This window comes from Chitinophaga dinghuensis (assembly GCF_003259435.1).
Lineage (GTDB): Bacteria > Bacteroidota > Bacteroidia > Chitinophagales > Chitinophagaceae > Chitinophaga > Chitinophaga dinghuensis.
This window is the reverse complement of sequence record NZ_QLMA01000002.1, coordinates 787,952-804,445: the sequence shown is the minus strand read 5'-3', so window position 1 is coordinate 804,445 and position 16,494 is coordinate 787,952. Positions and strand designations below refer to the sequence as shown.

Genomic DNA, 16,494 nt, shown 5'->3' with positions numbered 1-16,494 from the left:
GTTTAAGGATATATCTTAATGAATGTGATTCACAATTTGATGTAATGTTCAATTTTACGATAAATAATCTCATCCACCAACGGCAGGTTATGTAATTCGCCCACCTCTTTAAAACCCGCATGGGCACTGCGATACGCCACAATCATACGTGCCAGTTTATAACGTATATATGGATGGGATGCCAAAGTTTTTTCATCTGTGAGATTTAGGTCAATAATTTTTAGAGAACTATCACCGATCTTCAGAAATGCTTTGATTTTATTGAATACTGTGTCTGGAAGTCCATATGTTTCGGCCACTTGTTCTACACTGTAAAAACCGCCCAACTTCTCCCGAAAGCCACAAATCCGCCTGGCATAACCCGGACCTATACCCGGAAGCCCCTGCCATTGCAATGTATCAGCGGTATTTATGTCCAATTCATGTAGTTGCTTTGTGGCATGACGTATATTCGTATGCGTTAGTTTAATTTTATCCGGAATCCTCACAAAAGGAACCAACTTCTCCAGTAATGCCGGCGGTACGGCATATATCTTCCTGATATCCTCCGGAGAACGGAACTTCCCTCCTTTCTCTACATATTTCATCACGCCAGCTGCTGCCTTCACCGATAGACCCAACTGCTGCCATTTTTCCGCAGTCATCCGGTTGGGATCAAAGTAAAAGCATTCCGACGGTAGTACTGTTGCAGCCGTTGCTGGCCGCCCACTGCTTATTTCCTCCCGGAAAGAGGCCTCAAACGCCAGCACCGCCCGCCGAAAGGCCGCAGTATCTACCATATCGCCGTGGTAGAACTGCAAAGCCAAACGGGGACTTAGTGAATATAGCAATGATAAACCTAGGAGAACTGTAATACCAATACGCTCTTTTCTCGAGAACTCGGCAAACTGCCGGATCAGGAACTTCCACATGGGTCAACAAATTTTTGGAAGACCGAAATTAGTCACCCAAACTCAGGCATTCCTTTAGCGGATGTTAACAAACAAAAAAACCGGCAATAGCCGGTTTCTAAATTTCAAGAGTGAGTCCATCGTAGGCAAGGGCCATACCATCTGGTAATTCCCGCGAGACCTCCGCATGTAACCCAAGCTGATGGCTAATATGCGTAAAGTAAACCTGTGGAATATTCAGCTCATGTCCCAAGGCAATGGCCTCTTCCAGGGTGAAATGAGAGATATGTTTTTCCTTGCGAAGCGCATTCACCACTAATATTTTTGACCCCCTGATTTTATCCTTTTCTTCAGGAGCAATGAAATTCGCGTCTGTGATATAAGTAAAATCATGTATCCGGAAACCTGTTACCGGCATTTTATAGTGCATCACCTGTATAGGCGTAATCGTTAGTCCATTAACTGTAAAAGGCGTATCATCAATGGTTTTCAGATTAATTTCCGGAATGCCGGGATATTTATAATCGGCAAAAGCATAGGCGAATTCACGCATAATCACATTCTGACTGAAATCGGTCGCATAAATATCGATCGGACTTTGCTGGAAGTAATTAAAGGCGCGTATATCGTCCATTCCGGCGATATGATCTTTATGAGAATGCGTAATCAGCACAGCTTCCAGGTGTTTCACCTTTTCCCTTAACATCTGGTAGCGGAAATCCGGGGTGGTATCCACCACAATATTACCTGCCGGAGATGAAATCAGGATGCTGCTGCGCAGACGCGTGTCTTTCGGATCTGCAGAAGTACACACTTCGCAACCGCAGGCAATTACAGGCACTCCTTGAGATGTTCCGGTTCCGAGAAAAGTTACTTTCATGCCTTTATTAATTTATCTGTTGCTATTCTGCTTCTTCCGTTCCTGTTGAAATCTCACCTTCTTCGGCATTCGGTACGGGTTTGCTGTTGATGATCTGTTTATAAAGTTTGTGGGATTCTGCTGTGAGCAGGTCTTCATCCAAAGGAAGGGTGGTCAGGATATCCACCAGGGTATTGATTCTACCTTCCAGGTTCAGAAACTTGTTGATAACCACCACCTTTTTATGTTCCAGTATACAGTAACCAGAGGTAAAGCTTCCTTTTTCGAAGCGCAAGACATATTTAGCGTCATCGAAAATTTTTTCCAGCTTGTTCAGGTTGTTAGGCGTGACTTTAATATTCATGCTGCAAAAATAATTAAAACCTGTTAGCAACCCGCCTATTTCGTGACCATACGCACGATAGGCACAATCATTTCCTCCAGGGAAATACCGCCGTGCTGGAAGGTATTCCGGTAATAGTTCACAAAGTAGTTGTAATTATTCGGGTAGCAGAGATAGCCGTCTTCCTTAGCAAAAATATACGAGGAATTTACATTCGGCCGGGGCAGTCCAGCCTCCTTAGGATCTCGGAATGCCAGTACTTCCTTGGGATCATAATTCAGATTACGGCCGTGTTTATAGCGCAGATTTGTGGTAGTTTGTTTATCCCCGATTACTTTCACAGGATTTTTCACCCTTACGCTTCCGTGGTCAGTAGCAATAATCAGGTTGATTTTCTTATCGCTCAGGCGTTTCAGGGCCTGATGCAATGGCGAATGCTCAAACCAGCTGGCCGTGATAGAACGATAAGAGGTTTCATCTCCAGCCAGTTCTTTCAGCACTTCCATTTCGGTGCGGGCATGACTAAGCATATCCACAAAGTTGTACACAATAATACTCAGCGGATAATCCAGGATATTGTGAATATTGCTCAGCATTTGCTGGGCATCTGCATGGTTGACAACTTTCGTATAGGAAAAGCGGGGCTCCATGCGCAGGCGCTGCAATTGAGCGGCAAAGAATTTTTCTTCAAAGAGATTTTTTCCCCCTTCCTCATCATCGTTTTTCCACTCTTCCGGAAACTTATGCTCAATATCGATAGGCAGCATACCCGCAAAGATGGCGTTTCGGCTGTATTGCGTGCTGGTAGGCAGAATACTGAAGAAAGTATCTTCTTCAAGAAGGCGGAATGATTCCTGGAAAGTGGGCAAAATAGCCTTCCATTGGTCATATCGCAGATTATCTATCAGGAGGAAGACGTTAGGGAGACTCGGGTCCAACATTGGAACAATCTTATCTTTGAAAAGCGTGTGGGACATGATGGGGGCATCGGAGGCCTTCGGATGCAGCCAGCTACTGTAATTCCGGCTGATGTACTTGGAGAATTCCGTATTGGCTTCCGCTTTCTGGGTATTAAAAACTTCCAGCATTTCAGGGCTGTCGGTTTTCGACATTTCCATTTCCCAGTAAACAAGTTTTTTATAGATCTCCATCCATTCATTATGATCCGGATTGGAGTTCAGCGCCATAAACAGGCTACGAAACTCCTGCTGATAGGCACTTGTCGTCTTTTCTGCAACAAGACGCTTATTATCAATTATTTTTTTGAGAGATAACAATACCTGGTTCGGGTTGACCGGCTTGATAAGATAGTCTGTGATCTGTGAACCAATAGCATCATCCATCACATTTTCCGCTTCATTCTTGGTAATCATGACCACCGGAATCTGCTGGTCGATTTCCTTGATCTTTCCCAGGGTTTCCAGACCAGTAATACCGGGCATGGATTCATCGAGTAATACCACGTCTACCACCTGTTCTTTGAGGAATTCCAGGGCATCGTAGCCGTTGGTTAGTGCGGAAACCTTATAACCTTTGCTTTCAAGAAAGATTATCTGGGATTTCAGCGAATCAATTTCATCATCTACCCAAAGTATATTTATCTGGTTCATAGTTAGTATTAAAGCGTCATAAAAACAGAAAATTAACCCATTTTTTCCTCAAAAATCATTCCCTCTAAGGCCTTCTTTTGAAATTATATGTTAAAAACTTAACGGAAAGTTTAAATGAATTGGCTAAAAATAGGGGCGGTGCATAAAGTTATTTACCTTCGCGGATACAATTTTAATAGGGGTATTTCCCCATAAAAGCGTCATAATAAGTAAAAAAATTACATATAATTAATTCCTGGTGTAGTTTTGTAATGACCAAGGATATATGGGTGTGGCAACATCGTTTGGATTGAATATGAATAAATAACTGCAATGACCGAAAGCAAGCGAAAAATTGTTAATGATCCGGTGTATGGCTTTATTACCATAGATCACCCGTTGATTTTCAGCCTCATCTCCCATCCATACTATCAGCGACTGCGCAGGATTCATCAGATGGCGCTGGCGCATTTGGTTTATCCCGGAGCTGTGCATACGCGATTTCATCATTCCCTGGGAGCCTATCATTTGATGAGTGGCGCCTTACAGGAACTGAAAAGCAAAGGGATTGAAATTACCCCGGAAGAGGAAGTGGCCTCAAAAATGGCTATCCTGCTGCACGATATTGGACATGGTCCTTATTCCCATGCCCTTGAAAACGGCATCATTGAAGGCGTATCCCATGAAGCAATTTCCCAATGGCTGATGGAAGCCCTTAATAAGGAAATGAACGGTCAGCTCTCTCTAACCCTGGATATTTTCAATGGCAGATATCATAAAAAGTTTCTTCACCAGCTGGTTTCCAGCCAGTTGGATGTAGATAGAATGGATTACCTGAACAGGGACAGCTTCTTTACGGGCGTTTCTGAAGGCGTAATTGGTTATGATCGGATTATCAAGATGTTAACCGTTCATAAAGGGGAGTTGATGGTGGAGGAAAAGGGAATCTATTCAATAGAGAAGTTCATTATAGCACGCCGACTGATGTACTGGCAGGTGTACCTGCATAAAACAGTGCTCAGTGCGGAAAATATGCTGGTAAAGATATTGACACGCGCAAAACGCCTGGCACAGGCCGGAGAACAGTTGTTCTGCAGCCCAGCCCTGGAGTATTTCCTGTATAATTCCATTACCAAAGACAATTTTGAACAAGATCCGGAGTGCCTCAAACGTTTTTGCATGCTGGATGATTATGATATCCTGGGCGCTATAAAAGTTTGGAGTACGCATAAAGACCCGATACTGTCATTATTATGTGGATGGTTGACTAACCGTCAGCTATTCAAGGTGGTACTCAGTCATGAACCATTCGATGAAAGTGCGCTGGATCTGCTCCGCAAGCAGGTAACTGCCAAATGGAATATTTCTGGCCCTGATCTTGATTACTTTGTATTCTCAGACGCTGCCACGCTGCGGGCATATAATATTAACGACGAAAATATCAATATCCTGTTTAAAGACGGAACTGTAAAAGACATTTCCTCGATCGACAATGCACTGATTAGCCATACACTGGCTACTCCGGTAAAAAAATTCTACATTTGTCATCCAAAAATTCAGGCTAACGGGGTCATATAAGGCACTAAAAACATACAACAAACTGTTTATATAAGCTAGTGTGGCCTGAAAAACTTTACAATTTTAAACTATGCAGTTTAGCGCATTACAATTAGCTACCATGTTGGATGGGAAGCTGGAGGGGAATCCGGATGTGAAAGTGAGCAACATCGCCAAAATAGAAGAAGCTGGCGATGGCATGCTTAGCTTCATAGCGAACCCTAAGTATGAAGAATTCCTCTATACTACCCAAGCCTCTATTATACTGGTAAATGAAAACCTGGTGATAGAGCGCCCGGTGAAACCGACCCTGATCCGGGTAAAGGATGCTTACAGTAGCATGGCGCTGCTGCTGGAAAAATACCGCTATATGACCGGTAATAAAACCGGCATTCAGCAACCGTCCCATATACCAACCTCCGTTAAGCTTGGTCAAAATGTGTATGTAGGCGCTTTTGCCTACCTGGGTGAGAACGTGGTACTGGGTAATAATGTGAAAATCTACCCTGGCGTTTACCTGGGCGATAATGTTATTGTGAATGATGATTCTGTCCTCTATCCGGGCGTAAAAGTATATGACAACTGTGTCGTGGGTAGCAGAGTAATGCTTCACGCCGGTTGCGTTATCGGTGGAGACGGCTTTGGCTTCGCTCCTCAACCGGACGGCGCTTATAAAAAAGTACCTCAGATCGGTAACGTAGTCATCCATGACGATGTGGAAATTGGTGCAAATACCACCATCGACCGCGCTACCATGGGTTCTACCGTTATTCAGAAAGGTGTTAAACTGGACAACCTGATCCAGATTGCACACAACGTGGATATCGGAAGAAATACCGTAATCGCTGCACAAACAGGCGTTTCCGGAAGTACTAAAATCGGACAAAACTGCATTATCGGCGGACAAGTAGGTATCGTTGGGCATATTCATCTCGCCGATGGCACCAAAATCAACGCCCAGAGCGGATTATCCAAATCTATCACCACCCCTAACAGTTCTCTGACCGGTTCTCCAGCTTATGACTATAAAAGTTCGCTGAAAAGTCAGGCAATTTTTAGAAATTTGCCGGACCTTGAAAAAAGAGTGAAAGAATTGGAGGAAATGGTAAAACAATTGCTGCAAGAAAAAGCAAGCGTTTAGTTTAATTCTGAATTGACGGAGAAACAGTTATACATTAGATAATTATGATGGAAAATCAACAGTTGGAGAACCAGCACACACTGAAAGGCGAGATCAGCATTTCTGGTGTTGGTTTGCACACTGGAGCCAGTGTGAATATCACCCTTAAGCCAGCATCCCCAGGCTTTGGGATCAAATTTCAACGTGTAGACCTGCCCAACCAGCCAGTTGTGAAAGCAGATGTGGACTATGTTGTCGACACTGCAAGAGGCACAACCCTGGAACATAACGGCGCACGCGTTAGTACGGTAGAACACCTCCTGGCTGCCCTTGTTGGTACCGGTGTGGACAACGTACTGATTGAACTGGATGGACCAGAAATTCCTATTATGGATGGAAGTTCCATGCCATTTATTGAAGCCATCGAAAAAACTGGTATTCAGGACCAGGATGCTAAGAAAATCTACTATTCTATCGACACCAACATCACTTATTATGATGAGCAGAAGAAAGTAGAAATGGTAGCCCTCCCAGCTATCAACTACAGCATTACTTGTCTGATCGATTTCAATAGTCCGGTACTGGGTACCCAGCACGCTAAAATGAAAGGTCTGGATCAGTTCCGGGACGATATCGCATCTTCCCGTACTTTCTGCTTCCTGCATGAGCTGGAATACCTCCTCAACAACAACCTGATTAAAGGTGGCGATATCAATAACGCGATCGTAGTGGTAGACCGTGCGGTAAATGAAGACGACATGGCCCGTCTGGCTAAAGCCTTCAACCGTGAAACCATGTCTGTTCAGCGTGAAGGTATCCTCAATAATATTGAGCTGCGTTTCCCGAACGAACCAGCCCGTCACAAACTCCTCGACGTAGTCGGCGACCTGGCCCTGATTGGTTATCCTATTAAGGCGCATATCATCGCTAACCGTCCAGGACACGCTTCCAACGTGGAATTTGCACGTAAGATCAAAGCGTATATCAAAAAGAACAAGCATAATCAGGGCGTTCCTGTTTATGACCCAATGCAGCCGCCTATCTTTGATACGCTTCGCATCGAAAGAACACTGCCACACAGATATCCTTTCCTGCTGGTAGATAAAATCATTGAACTGGCTGAAGAACAAGTAGTAGGTATTAAGAACGTTACCTTCAACGAACACTTCTTCCAGGGCCACTTCCCAGGCAACCCTGTAATGCCAGGCGTTCTCCAGCTGGAAGCCCTTGCACAAGTTGGTGGTATCCTTGCACTCAACCGCGTTCCGGACCCAGAAAACTACGATACTTACTTCCTGAAAATTGATAACTGTAAGTTCAAACAGAAAGTAGTTCCCGGAGATACCATGATCCTGAAAATGGAATTGCTGAGTCCCATCAGAAGAGGTTTAGTCGAAATGCGCGGAACAGTATTCATCGGCAATAAGGTTGCTACCGAAGCTGATATGATAGCACAAATTATTAAAACAAGAGAGAGCAAATAACAGCAATGATCCACCCGCTTACATACATACATCCGGATGCTAAAGTAGCTCCTAATGTAAAAATTGATCCGTTTACTGTAATTCACAAAAACGTTGAGATAGGTGAAGGTACCTGGATAGGCTCCAACGTTACTATCATGGAAGGGGCACGTATCGGCAACAACTGCCGCATATTCCCTGGCGCCGTTATTTCTGCCATCCCACAGGATTTAAAATATGCGGGTGAAGAAACTACCGTGGAAATCGGTAACAACACCACCATTCGCGAATTCGTTACTATCAACCGCGGTACCAGAGATAAATGGAAAACCGTTATCGGTAACAACTGCCTGATCATGGCCTACAGCCATATCGCGCACGATTGCGAAGTAGGTAACTATTGCGTCTTCTCCAACAACACCACCCTTGCAGGTCACATCACCGTGGGCGACCACGTGGTACTCGCCGGTATGGTGGCTGTTCAACAGTTCTGTAAAATCGGTGACCACGCATTCGTTACAGGCGGCTCCCTCGTACGTAAGGATGTTCCTCCTTTCGTTAAAGCAGCCCGCGAACCACTGTCATACGTTGGCGTAAACTCCGTAGGACTGAAAAGAAGAGGCTTCTCTCTTGATAAAATCAATCACATCCTGGATATCTACAGGGTTATCTTCGTTAAGGGCTTCAAATTATCTAAAGCCATCAGCATCATTGAAGCAGAATTCCCTGCTACTGATGAAAGAGATGAAATTCTCTCCTTCATCCGTGAGTCTGGCCGTGGTATTATGAGAGGTTATACTTCCCGCTCCAATGACGATATCTCTTAATCAAACCGGAAAGCGCTTTAACTACGACTGGATTTTCCGTCGGGTTGATCTCACCTTTCTGGATGGAGAAAGATATGCCATTCTAGGTCCTAACGGATCTGGTAAATCCACTCTCTTACAGGTTATCAGCGGCGCCATTCAACAAAATGAAGGCACTGTATCATACAGCACACCGGAAGGGTCCATCGCCAGCGATGAATTCTTCCGGTACTGTGCTATCGCAGCCCCATACCTGGAACTGATCGAAGAACTCACCCTCGCAGAAACGATGGAGTTTCATCTTCAGTTCAAAAACTTCCTTCCAGGTATTACCCCCCAAAAAGCCATGGAACTGGTAGGATTGGAAAAGTCGGCCAACAAACAAATACGCCACTTCTCCTCCGGTATGAAACAACGTACCAAACTAGCCCTGGCCATCTTCTCTGATGTTCCTGTGCTCTTCCTCGATGAGCCCTGCACCAACCTGGATGCAGCCGGAACGGCCCTTTATCAGCAAATGATCAGCGATTTCGGCGGAAGTCGCCTCATCATCGTTAGCTCCAATGATGAAAGGGAATACTTCATGTGTCGCCATCATATCCGTATCAGCGATTACAAATAACACTTTCGGGCACTGCACGCTTTCAGCATTTATTATATCTTCGTTTCTTACAAAAGCTGAACACTAGCATGCAAACTGCCAATAAGAAAGTGATCAACGGCTGGGCAATGTACGACTGGGCCAACTCTGTGTACAACCTTGTTATCACTACTACCTTCTTCCCTATTTACTTTCTACAGGTGACAAAAGAAAAGGTTTCCTTCCTGGGAATGCATTTTGTCAATTCTGCACTCTACAACTATACTATGGCGGTAGCTTTCCTGCTGGTAGCCATCGCGTCTCCCATCTTATCTTCTATAGCAGATACCAGAGGGAACAAAAAGAATTTCCTGGTATTCTTTACACTGCTGGGCTCCATCTCCTGCAGCGCTTTGTATTTCTTCAACGATACCAATCTCGCCTGGGGCGTCTTCTTCTTTATGCTAGCCACTATGGGCTATTGCGGGGGACTCGTATTCTATAACTCTTATCTGCCGGAAATTGCAGCGCCAGAAGACCAGGACAGCGTTAGTGCCAAAGGCTATGCCATGGGTTATATCGGTAGCGTTATCCTCCAATTGCTGGGATTTGCCCTGGTAATGATAAAACCATTCGGTATTAACAGCGGCCAGGCAGTACAGATTACCTTCCTCCTGGTAGGTATCTGGTGGCTTGGATTCGCACAGATCACCTTCCGTTCACTGCCAACTTCAAAAGGTGCTGCCAAACGTACGGGCAACGCCTTAACAGAAGGTTTTACTGAATTGAAAAAGGTATATGCCCAGGTAAAGCTCATGCCGGTCCTGAAACGCTTCCTGAGAGGATTTTTCTTCTATAGCATGGGTGTACAAACCGTGATGCTGGCGGCGACGATCTTCGGCAGCAAAATATTGAAGTTGCCCGATGAAAACCTGATTGCTACTGTAGTGATCATCCAGGTGGTAGCTATCGTCGGTGCTTGGGGTATGGCCAAACTATCAGGCATATACGGAAATCTTCGTGTAATCATTTCCGTTATAGTACTGTGGATTCTGATCTGTGTGGCGGGATACAAGATGCAAACAGCGATGCACTTCTATTTACTGGCCACCGGCGTAGGTCTGGTAATGGGTGGTATACAATCGCTCAGCCGATCCACTTATGCCAAACTCATGCCTGAAACGAAAGATACAGCCTCGTTTTTCAGCTATTACGACGTAACAGAAAAAATCTCTATCGTAATCGGGATGTTTTCGTTTGCTTATATAGACGACGTTACCAATAACATCCGTAATTCCGTACTGGCACTGGTGGTATTCTTTGTGATCGGACTGGTTTGGGTGGTGTCTGCTTTACTGAAACAGAAGCAATTAGAACAGGAAACAGTAACTTCGGTAAAAGCTTAGCGATGAAATTATACACCATTGAAACAGGTTTTTTTAAACTGGATGGCGGCGCCATGTTTGGCGTAGTACCGAAAACTATTTGGAATAAACTCAACCCGGCAGATGAAAATAATCTCTGCTCCTGGGCCATGAGATGCCTGCTGATAGAAGATGGTAAACGCCTTATCCTGGTAGATAACGGTATCGGCGATAAACAAGATCCTAAATTCTTCAGTCACTATTACCTGCACGGTACAGATACACTCGATAAATCCCTTGCTGCTCACGGCTTTCACCGAGACGATATCACCGATGTATTCCTCACTCATCTTCATTTCGATCACTGCGGCGGTAGTATTATAAGGGAGGGCGACAAACTGGTACCTGCCTTTAAAAATGCTACTTACTGGAGCAATGAAGACCACTGGAAATGGGCTACAGTTCCTAATGACAGAGAGAAAGCCTCTTTCCTGAAAGAGAATATCCTCCCTATCCAGGAAAGCGGCCAGCTGAAGTTTGTATCACATCAGGAAGGAGTTGACTTTACAGACTATATGAAAATACGCTTTGTAAATGGCCATACCGATGCGATGATGTTACCACAGCTGCAATATAAAGGCCATACCCTGGTGTATATGGCTGATTTGCTGCCCTCTCTGGGCCATATCCCACTACCTTATGTAATGGCCTATGATATGTTCCCATTGACCACATTAAACGAGAAAAAGAGCTTTTTACAGGAGGCAATCGACCATCAGTACATCCTCTTCTTCGAGCATGATCCGGTCACCGAATGCTGTACTCTACAACAAACAGACAAGGGAATCCGTCCGGGAGAAACCTTCCGGCTTAGCGGTATTTGATAGCTTTGGGCAGGCCTTCGGCCTGCTTTTTTTTTGCTCGCAGAGCAGCGTAAGCAGCAAAGCAGCAAAAGATTGTGTTTTGCTGGTTTCACGCAAAGGCGCAAAGGGATAAAAGATTATGTGTTGTTGTTTGTTTAAGACCGCAAAGGTCATTTAGGGTACTTTTACTTAATACAAATGATGATTAGAAATATAGTGAGATAGAAGTTAAATTCTTTGCGAACTACTACATCAAAACATAATCAAACAACAATACAAAATCCTTTGCTGCTTCGCCTCATTGCGCCTTTGCGTGAAACCGACAAAACACAATCAAACAACAATACAAAACCCTTTGCTGCTTTGCTGCTCTGCTGCTCTGCGAGCAAAAACTACCCCATTTGAAAGCCCGTTTTTTTGTTATCTTTAAGAAAATCCAACACCATGTCCAATAAAGATGCATTTCTCGATAGCATTCAGAAAGGATATACCTTCAAAGGTGAGCATTTCAAACTAGGCTGTGCAATGCTGGATGGTGAAGTAGTTACTGGAGCTGATGTATTCCTTCCTTTAAAAACCATGAACCGCCATGGGTTGATTGCCGGCGCCACGGGTACCGGTAAAACCAAAACCTTGCAGGTCATAGCCGAAGGGCTCAGCGATGCCAGCGTACCAGTACTGCTGATGGATATAAAAGGCGATCTCAGTGGAATAGCCGCTGCCGGAACAGATAATCCGAAAATACAGGAGAGATACCAGAAAATAGGTGGAACCTGGAGCCCTGCCGCTTACCCCGCAGAACTGCTCTCTCTCAGCCAGGAAAAAGGGGTGCGTCTCCGCGCCACTACCAGTGAGTTTGGCCCAATCCTGCTGTCTAAAATACTGGAACTGAACGATACGCAAGCAGGCGTTGTAGCCATGCTGTTCAAATATTGTGATGATAATAAACTGCCATTACTGGATCTGAAAGACTTCAAGAAAGTGCTGCAATACGCCAGCGATGAAGGAAAAGCAGACCTGGAAAAAGAATATGGGAAGATATCCACCACTTCCACCGGCACCATTCTCCGCAAAGTCATTGAACTGGAACAACAAGGAGCAGATCTCTTTTTCGGAGAGAAATCCTTTGAAGTGGATGACCTCATGCGCATCAGCGATGATGGTCGCGGTATGATATCCATCCTGCGGGTCAGCGATATCCAGGACAGACCTAAACTCTTCTCCACCTTCATGCTCAGCCTGCTGGCAGAATTGTATGCCACCATGCCGGAAGAAGGCGATATGGACAAACCCAAACTGGTAATGTTCATTGATGAAGCGCATCTCATCTTCAATGAGGCCAGTGACGCACTCCTGAAGCAGATCGATACAATTATTAAACTGATACGTTCAAAAGGAATAGGTATTTTCTTTTGTACCCAAAACCCAATGGATGTTCCTGCTTCTGTGCTGGGCCAACTGGGACTGAAAGTACAACACGCACTGCGCGCATTCACTGCGAATGATCGCAAAACCATCAAACAAACCGCGGAAAACTACCCTATCTCCCAGTTCTATAAAACGGATGAACTGCTGACCCAAATCGGAATCGGAGAAGCGCTGATCACCTGCCTCGATGAGAAAGGTATTCCTACTCCCCTTGCAGCCACCATGCTGGTAACGCCACGTTCCCGCATGGATGTACTTACAACAGCCGAAATTGATGCACTGGTCAGCAATTCCAAACTGGTGAAGAAGTATGCCGAAACAATTGACAATGAAAGTGCATACGAAATCCTGACAGCTAAACTGCAGGAAGCCGCCGATAAAACCGCAGCATCACAATCCTCCTCTGCTGACGCCAACAAACCTAAAGAGGAGAAATCAGTACTGGACCAGGTATTAGGAAGCCCCGTTGCCAAACAGGCCGTTCGCACGGCTACCAACACTGCCACTAACATCATCACCAGAAGCATTCTGGGAATCCTTGGTCTCGGTGGCAAAAGCAATAAGAAAAGCTGGTTCTGATAATCAGAAAGCTATTGACATAAACAGTTATATCGAACTATGAGCAAAGTTATTAAGACAGGTATTTGTTCCTTTGGGATGTCCGGACAGATTTTTCACGCACCGTTCATTCATGTAAATCCAAACTTCGAATTCACTGCGGTGGTGGAAAGAAGCAAACACCTCGCAGCAGAGAAATACCCTGGAGTAAAAGTATACGCCAGTGTAGACGATATGGTACTCGATCCATCCCTGGATCTGATTGTTGTAAATACGCCCAATTATACCCACTACGATTACGCTAAAACGGCACTGGAGGCAGGCAAACATGTGATTGTGGAAAAACCATTCACGGTGCATAACCAGGAAGCCCAGGAACTGATTGAACTGGCAGCCTCCAAAGGTTTACTGTTGAGCGTTTACCATAACCGTCGTTTTGATAGCGATTATAAAGTGGTGAAAAAGGTCGTAGAATCTGGCGTATTAGGAGATGTACTCGAATTTGAAGTGCATTACGACCGCTTTAAAGAAGAACTCAGCTATAAAAAACATAAAGAATCCAGCCTGCCAGGAACCGGCGCACTGTACGACCTGGGCTCCCATCTGATTGATCAGGCCCTGACTATTTTTGGTATGCCAAGAAAGCTATGGGCAGACATACGTATTATCCGCAAGGACTCTCTTGTAGATGATTATTTTGAACTGGTGCTATATTACGATTTCCTGCGGGTACGGTTGAAGTCCAGCTACCTGGTAAGAGAAGCCCTGCCTGCCTATCAGGCGCATGGCAGAATAGGCTCCTTTATCAAATCGAAATCCGATATCCAGGAAGCTCAGTTGCAACGGGGCCTGATGCCCGACAGTCCAGACTGGGGCGCAGAAGCGCCGCATGAATGGGGCCTGCTCCACACTACCATCGATGGTAAAACAGTGAAGGAATTTGTGCCTGGTGGCAGTGGTAATTATATGGATTACTACAACGGTATCTATGAAGCGATCGCGAATGGCGCCCCTAACCCGGTTACGCCACAGGACGGCGCTAACGTTGTAAAAATTATTGAGGCAGCATTTGAAAGTAGTAACTCCGGTAAAGTAGTTCCGGTAATATAACTAACTAAAAACGTCGGCGTTTATGCCGACGTTTTTCTTTTATGATTTTATAAGTCGCCCCGACTCATCCCGCTTTATCAATCCTTCGCTTTCGAGGAACTTCAGCACTTCCATGATATGTTGTCTGTTTACATCTCCTAACTGTGTTTCCACAGTAGCTACTGTTACAGGTTGCGACAACAACGATATAACGTGATCGGATATACGTTTGAAAGCCGCATTATCCAAAGCAGCTGATTTCTTCTTCAGGCAGGTATCGCAAACGCCGCATGGGGGCGTATCTGACTCACCAAAGTAGGCTGTCAGTTGTTGTGTGCGACAGGTATCACTGTTATGCACATATGAAAATACGGCCTCGAGGCGGTCAGTATACACTTTACGTCTTACTTCTACACGAGCCATGTTGATGCGTAGATTTCCAGCAGATACGCGCTCTTGCAAAAAGCAGAGCTGTGGCTCATCTCTGCGGGGAACGTATTTGATAATACCGAATTGATGCAACTGCTGCAACATCGCCTGGATCTCGTCTTCCTCAATCAACATCATCCTACTCATCTGCCTTTCATATACCGGCACAGGCGTATCAAAAATTCCTTCGTATGTCCGTAGCATGGTTTGAATCAGCTCTGCCAGTGCGGGATACGCATCTTCAAACTCATACAGCGTTTCTTTATTCGTCACAAACTCAGCCCTGGATGGCAATAACACACTCTCGCTCACCTGCAAAATACCTTCCTGCTCCATCAGTCGGATAGCGCTATAGGCAATGGTGAGGTTCAGTTGGAATACACGGGCGAAGTCGTTGATATCAAAATCGAAGTACAAGCCTTCCGCAGCGCCTACAGGCACTTGCAGGTAATTAACAATGCACTGGTATACTTCTCTGATTTGTTCCAGCGTAGGGAATTGCAGCGCAATACGCGCCCTCATATCCACCAGTTCATCCTCATTATACAGGAGCACAGCGTAGGCTTTTTCCTCATCCCGGCCTGCTCTTCCCGCCTCCTGGTAGTAGGCTTCCAGACTATCCGGCAGATCATAATGCACCACGATGCGTACATCCGGTTTATCGATCCCCATACCGAAAGCATTGGTACAGACCATGACCCGTGTTTCATTGTTGATCCACGCTTCCTGGCGGAGTCCGCGTTCGGCCTGAGGCAGTCCGGCATGATAGTAACTGGCTGGTATTCCCTGGGCTTGCAGCAGGGTAGCTATTTCCCTGGTACGTTTACGGTTGCGGCAATAGACAATACCACAGCCAGGAACCCGTTCCAGGATATGTTTTACTTTATCAATTTTAGTGGTTTCTTCCAATACGCTATAGGAAAGATTTGCACGGGCAAAGCTTTTGCGGAATATACGGGGCTCCTTCATCAGGAGTTTATCGCAGATGTCCGTTTGTACTTTGGGCGTAGCAGAAGCGGTGAGTGCGAGCACGGGCGCATCCGGGAAATAGCTGCGTATATCAGCAATTTGCAGGTATGCAGGTCGGAAATCGTATCCCCATTGAGAGATACAATGGGCTTCATCTACTGCAATCAGATTGACATGCAGGCCATCGCAATAAGTTTGAAATAGTTTGCTTTGGAGTCTTTCTGGGGATACGTACAGGAACTTGCATCCTCCGCGACGAGCCGCTTCCATGGCTCGTTCTACATCTTTGTAATGCATGCCGGAGTAGATGCAGTAGGCACTGATTCCCCGACGTGTCAGATTGGCCACCTGGTCTTTCATCAGCGCAATCAGCGGCGTGATCACGAGGCAGATTCCGGGCATCAGCATCGCCGGAACCTGGAAACAGATAGATTTACCGCCGCCAGTAGGCAGCAATGCCAACGTATCACTCTTTGACAGCACCGCCTTTACAATATCTTCTTGTAATGGTCGGAACTGATCATATCCCCAATATTGCTTAAGTATCTCTACAGGCTCCAAAATAATCCGATGTTAACCACCGCAAT

The 16,494-nt window shown here is 45.4% G+C and carries 14 protein-coding genes; 9 read left to right on the top strand and 5 right to left on the bottom strand.

All coding sequences use genetic code 11. The annotated features are described in order from the left end of the window. Window positions 1-29: 29 nt before the first annotated feature. From CLV59_RS08680 to porX, 4 genes are all read right to left on the bottom strand, one after another. Window positions 30-911, bottom strand: coding sequence for a ComEA family DNA-binding protein (locus CLV59_RS08680; RefSeq protein WP_111591608.1), 882 nt, complete (start codon window positions 909-911; stop codon window positions 30-32). A gap of 97 nt (window positions 912-1,008) precedes the next feature. Then, entirely contained in the window at window positions 1,009-1,770 is a 762-nt protein-coding gene (locus CLV59_RS08675) for an MBL fold metallo-hydrolase (RefSeq protein WP_111591607.1), read from the bottom strand. A 22-nt stretch (window positions 1,771-1,792) separates the two neighbouring features. Further along, on the bottom strand, window positions 1,793-2,113 hold the full coding sequence (locus tag CLV59_RS08670; protein WP_111591606.1) for a hypothetical protein: 321 nt from the start codon (window positions 2,111-2,113) through the stop codon (window positions 1,793-1,795). Window positions 2,114-2,148: 35 nt separating this feature from the next. Further along, on the bottom strand, window positions 2,149-3,702 hold the full coding sequence (gene porX / locus CLV59_RS08665) for a T9SS response regulator signal transducer PorX (protein ID WP_111591605.1): 1,554 nt from the start codon (window positions 3,700-3,702) through the stop codon (window positions 2,149-2,151). 312 nt (window positions 3,703-4,014) lie between these two features. Here porX and CLV59_RS08660 point away from each other — a divergent pair, with 312 nt between their 5' ends. The 9 genes from CLV59_RS08660 (at window position 4,015) to CLV59_RS08620 (ending at window position 14,530) form a co-directional block, all read left to right on the top strand. After that, window positions 4,015-5,259: an HD domain-containing protein gene (locus CLV59_RS08660; protein ID WP_111591604.1), complete on the top strand. Its 1,245-nt coding sequence runs from the start codon at window positions 4,015-4,017 to the stop codon at window positions 5,257-5,259. 70 nt (window positions 5,260-5,329) lie between these two features. Then, entirely contained in the window at window positions 5,330-6,379 is a 1,050-nt protein-coding gene (gene lpxD / locus CLV59_RS08655; RefSeq protein WP_111591603.1) for a UDP-3-O-(3-hydroxymyristoyl)glucosamine N-acyltransferase, read from the top strand. Window positions 6,380-6,423: 44 nt separating this feature from the next. Further along, entirely contained in the window at window positions 6,424-7,842 is a 1,419-nt protein-coding gene (locus tag CLV59_RS08650; protein WP_245950836.1) for a bifunctional UDP-3-O-[3-hydroxymyristoyl] N-acetylglucosamine deacetylase/3-hydroxyacyl-ACP dehydratase, read from the top strand. Between the two features lie 5 nt (window positions 7,843-7,847). Further along, a complete protein-coding gene (gene lpxA / locus CLV59_RS08645; protein ID WP_111591602.1) occupies window positions 7,848-8,648 on the top strand; it encodes an acyl-ACP--UDP-N-acetylglucosamine O-acyltransferase in 801 nt (266 codons plus the stop codon). Then, window positions 8,632-9,249 carry an ABC transporter ATP-binding protein gene (locus tag CLV59_RS08640; RefSeq protein WP_111591601.1) on the top strand — a complete coding sequence of 206 codons (618 nt, stop codon included), beginning with the start codon at window positions 8,632-8,634 and terminating at the stop codon, window positions 9,247-9,249. Before lpxA ends, CLV59_RS08640 begins: the two co-directional genes overlap by 17 nt. A gap of 68 nt (window positions 9,250-9,317) precedes the next feature. Further along, complete coding sequence (locus CLV59_RS08635; RefSeq protein WP_111591600.1) at window positions 9,318-10,613, top strand: MFS transporter; 1,296 nt, start codon at window positions 9,318-9,320, stop codon at window positions 10,611-10,613. A gap of 2 nt (window positions 10,614-10,615) precedes the next feature. Then, entirely contained in the window at window positions 10,616-11,455 is an 840-nt protein-coding gene (locus tag CLV59_RS08630) for an MBL fold metallo-hydrolase (RefSeq protein ID WP_111591599.1), read from the top strand. 423 nt (window positions 11,456-11,878) lie between these two features. Continuing rightward, complete coding sequence (locus CLV59_RS08625) at window positions 11,879-13,441, top strand: helicase HerA-like domain-containing protein (RefSeq protein ID WP_111591598.1); 1,563 nt, start codon at window positions 11,879-11,881, stop codon at window positions 13,439-13,441. A gap of 39 nt (window positions 13,442-13,480) precedes the next feature. Then, window positions 13,481-14,530, top strand: a complete 1,050-nt coding sequence (locus CLV59_RS08620) for a Gfo/Idh/MocA family oxidoreductase (RefSeq protein ID WP_111591597.1) — start codon at window positions 13,481-13,483, stop codon at window positions 14,528-14,530. Window positions 14,531-14,569: 39 nt separating this feature from the next. Here CLV59_RS08620 and CLV59_RS08615 read toward each other — a convergent pair whose 3' ends face one another. Further along, a complete protein-coding gene (locus tag CLV59_RS08615; RefSeq protein WP_245950835.1) occupies window positions 14,570-16,468 on the bottom strand; it encodes a RecQ family ATP-dependent DNA helicase in 1,899 nt (632 codons plus the stop codon). Window positions 16,469-16,494: the final 26 nt, after the last annotated feature.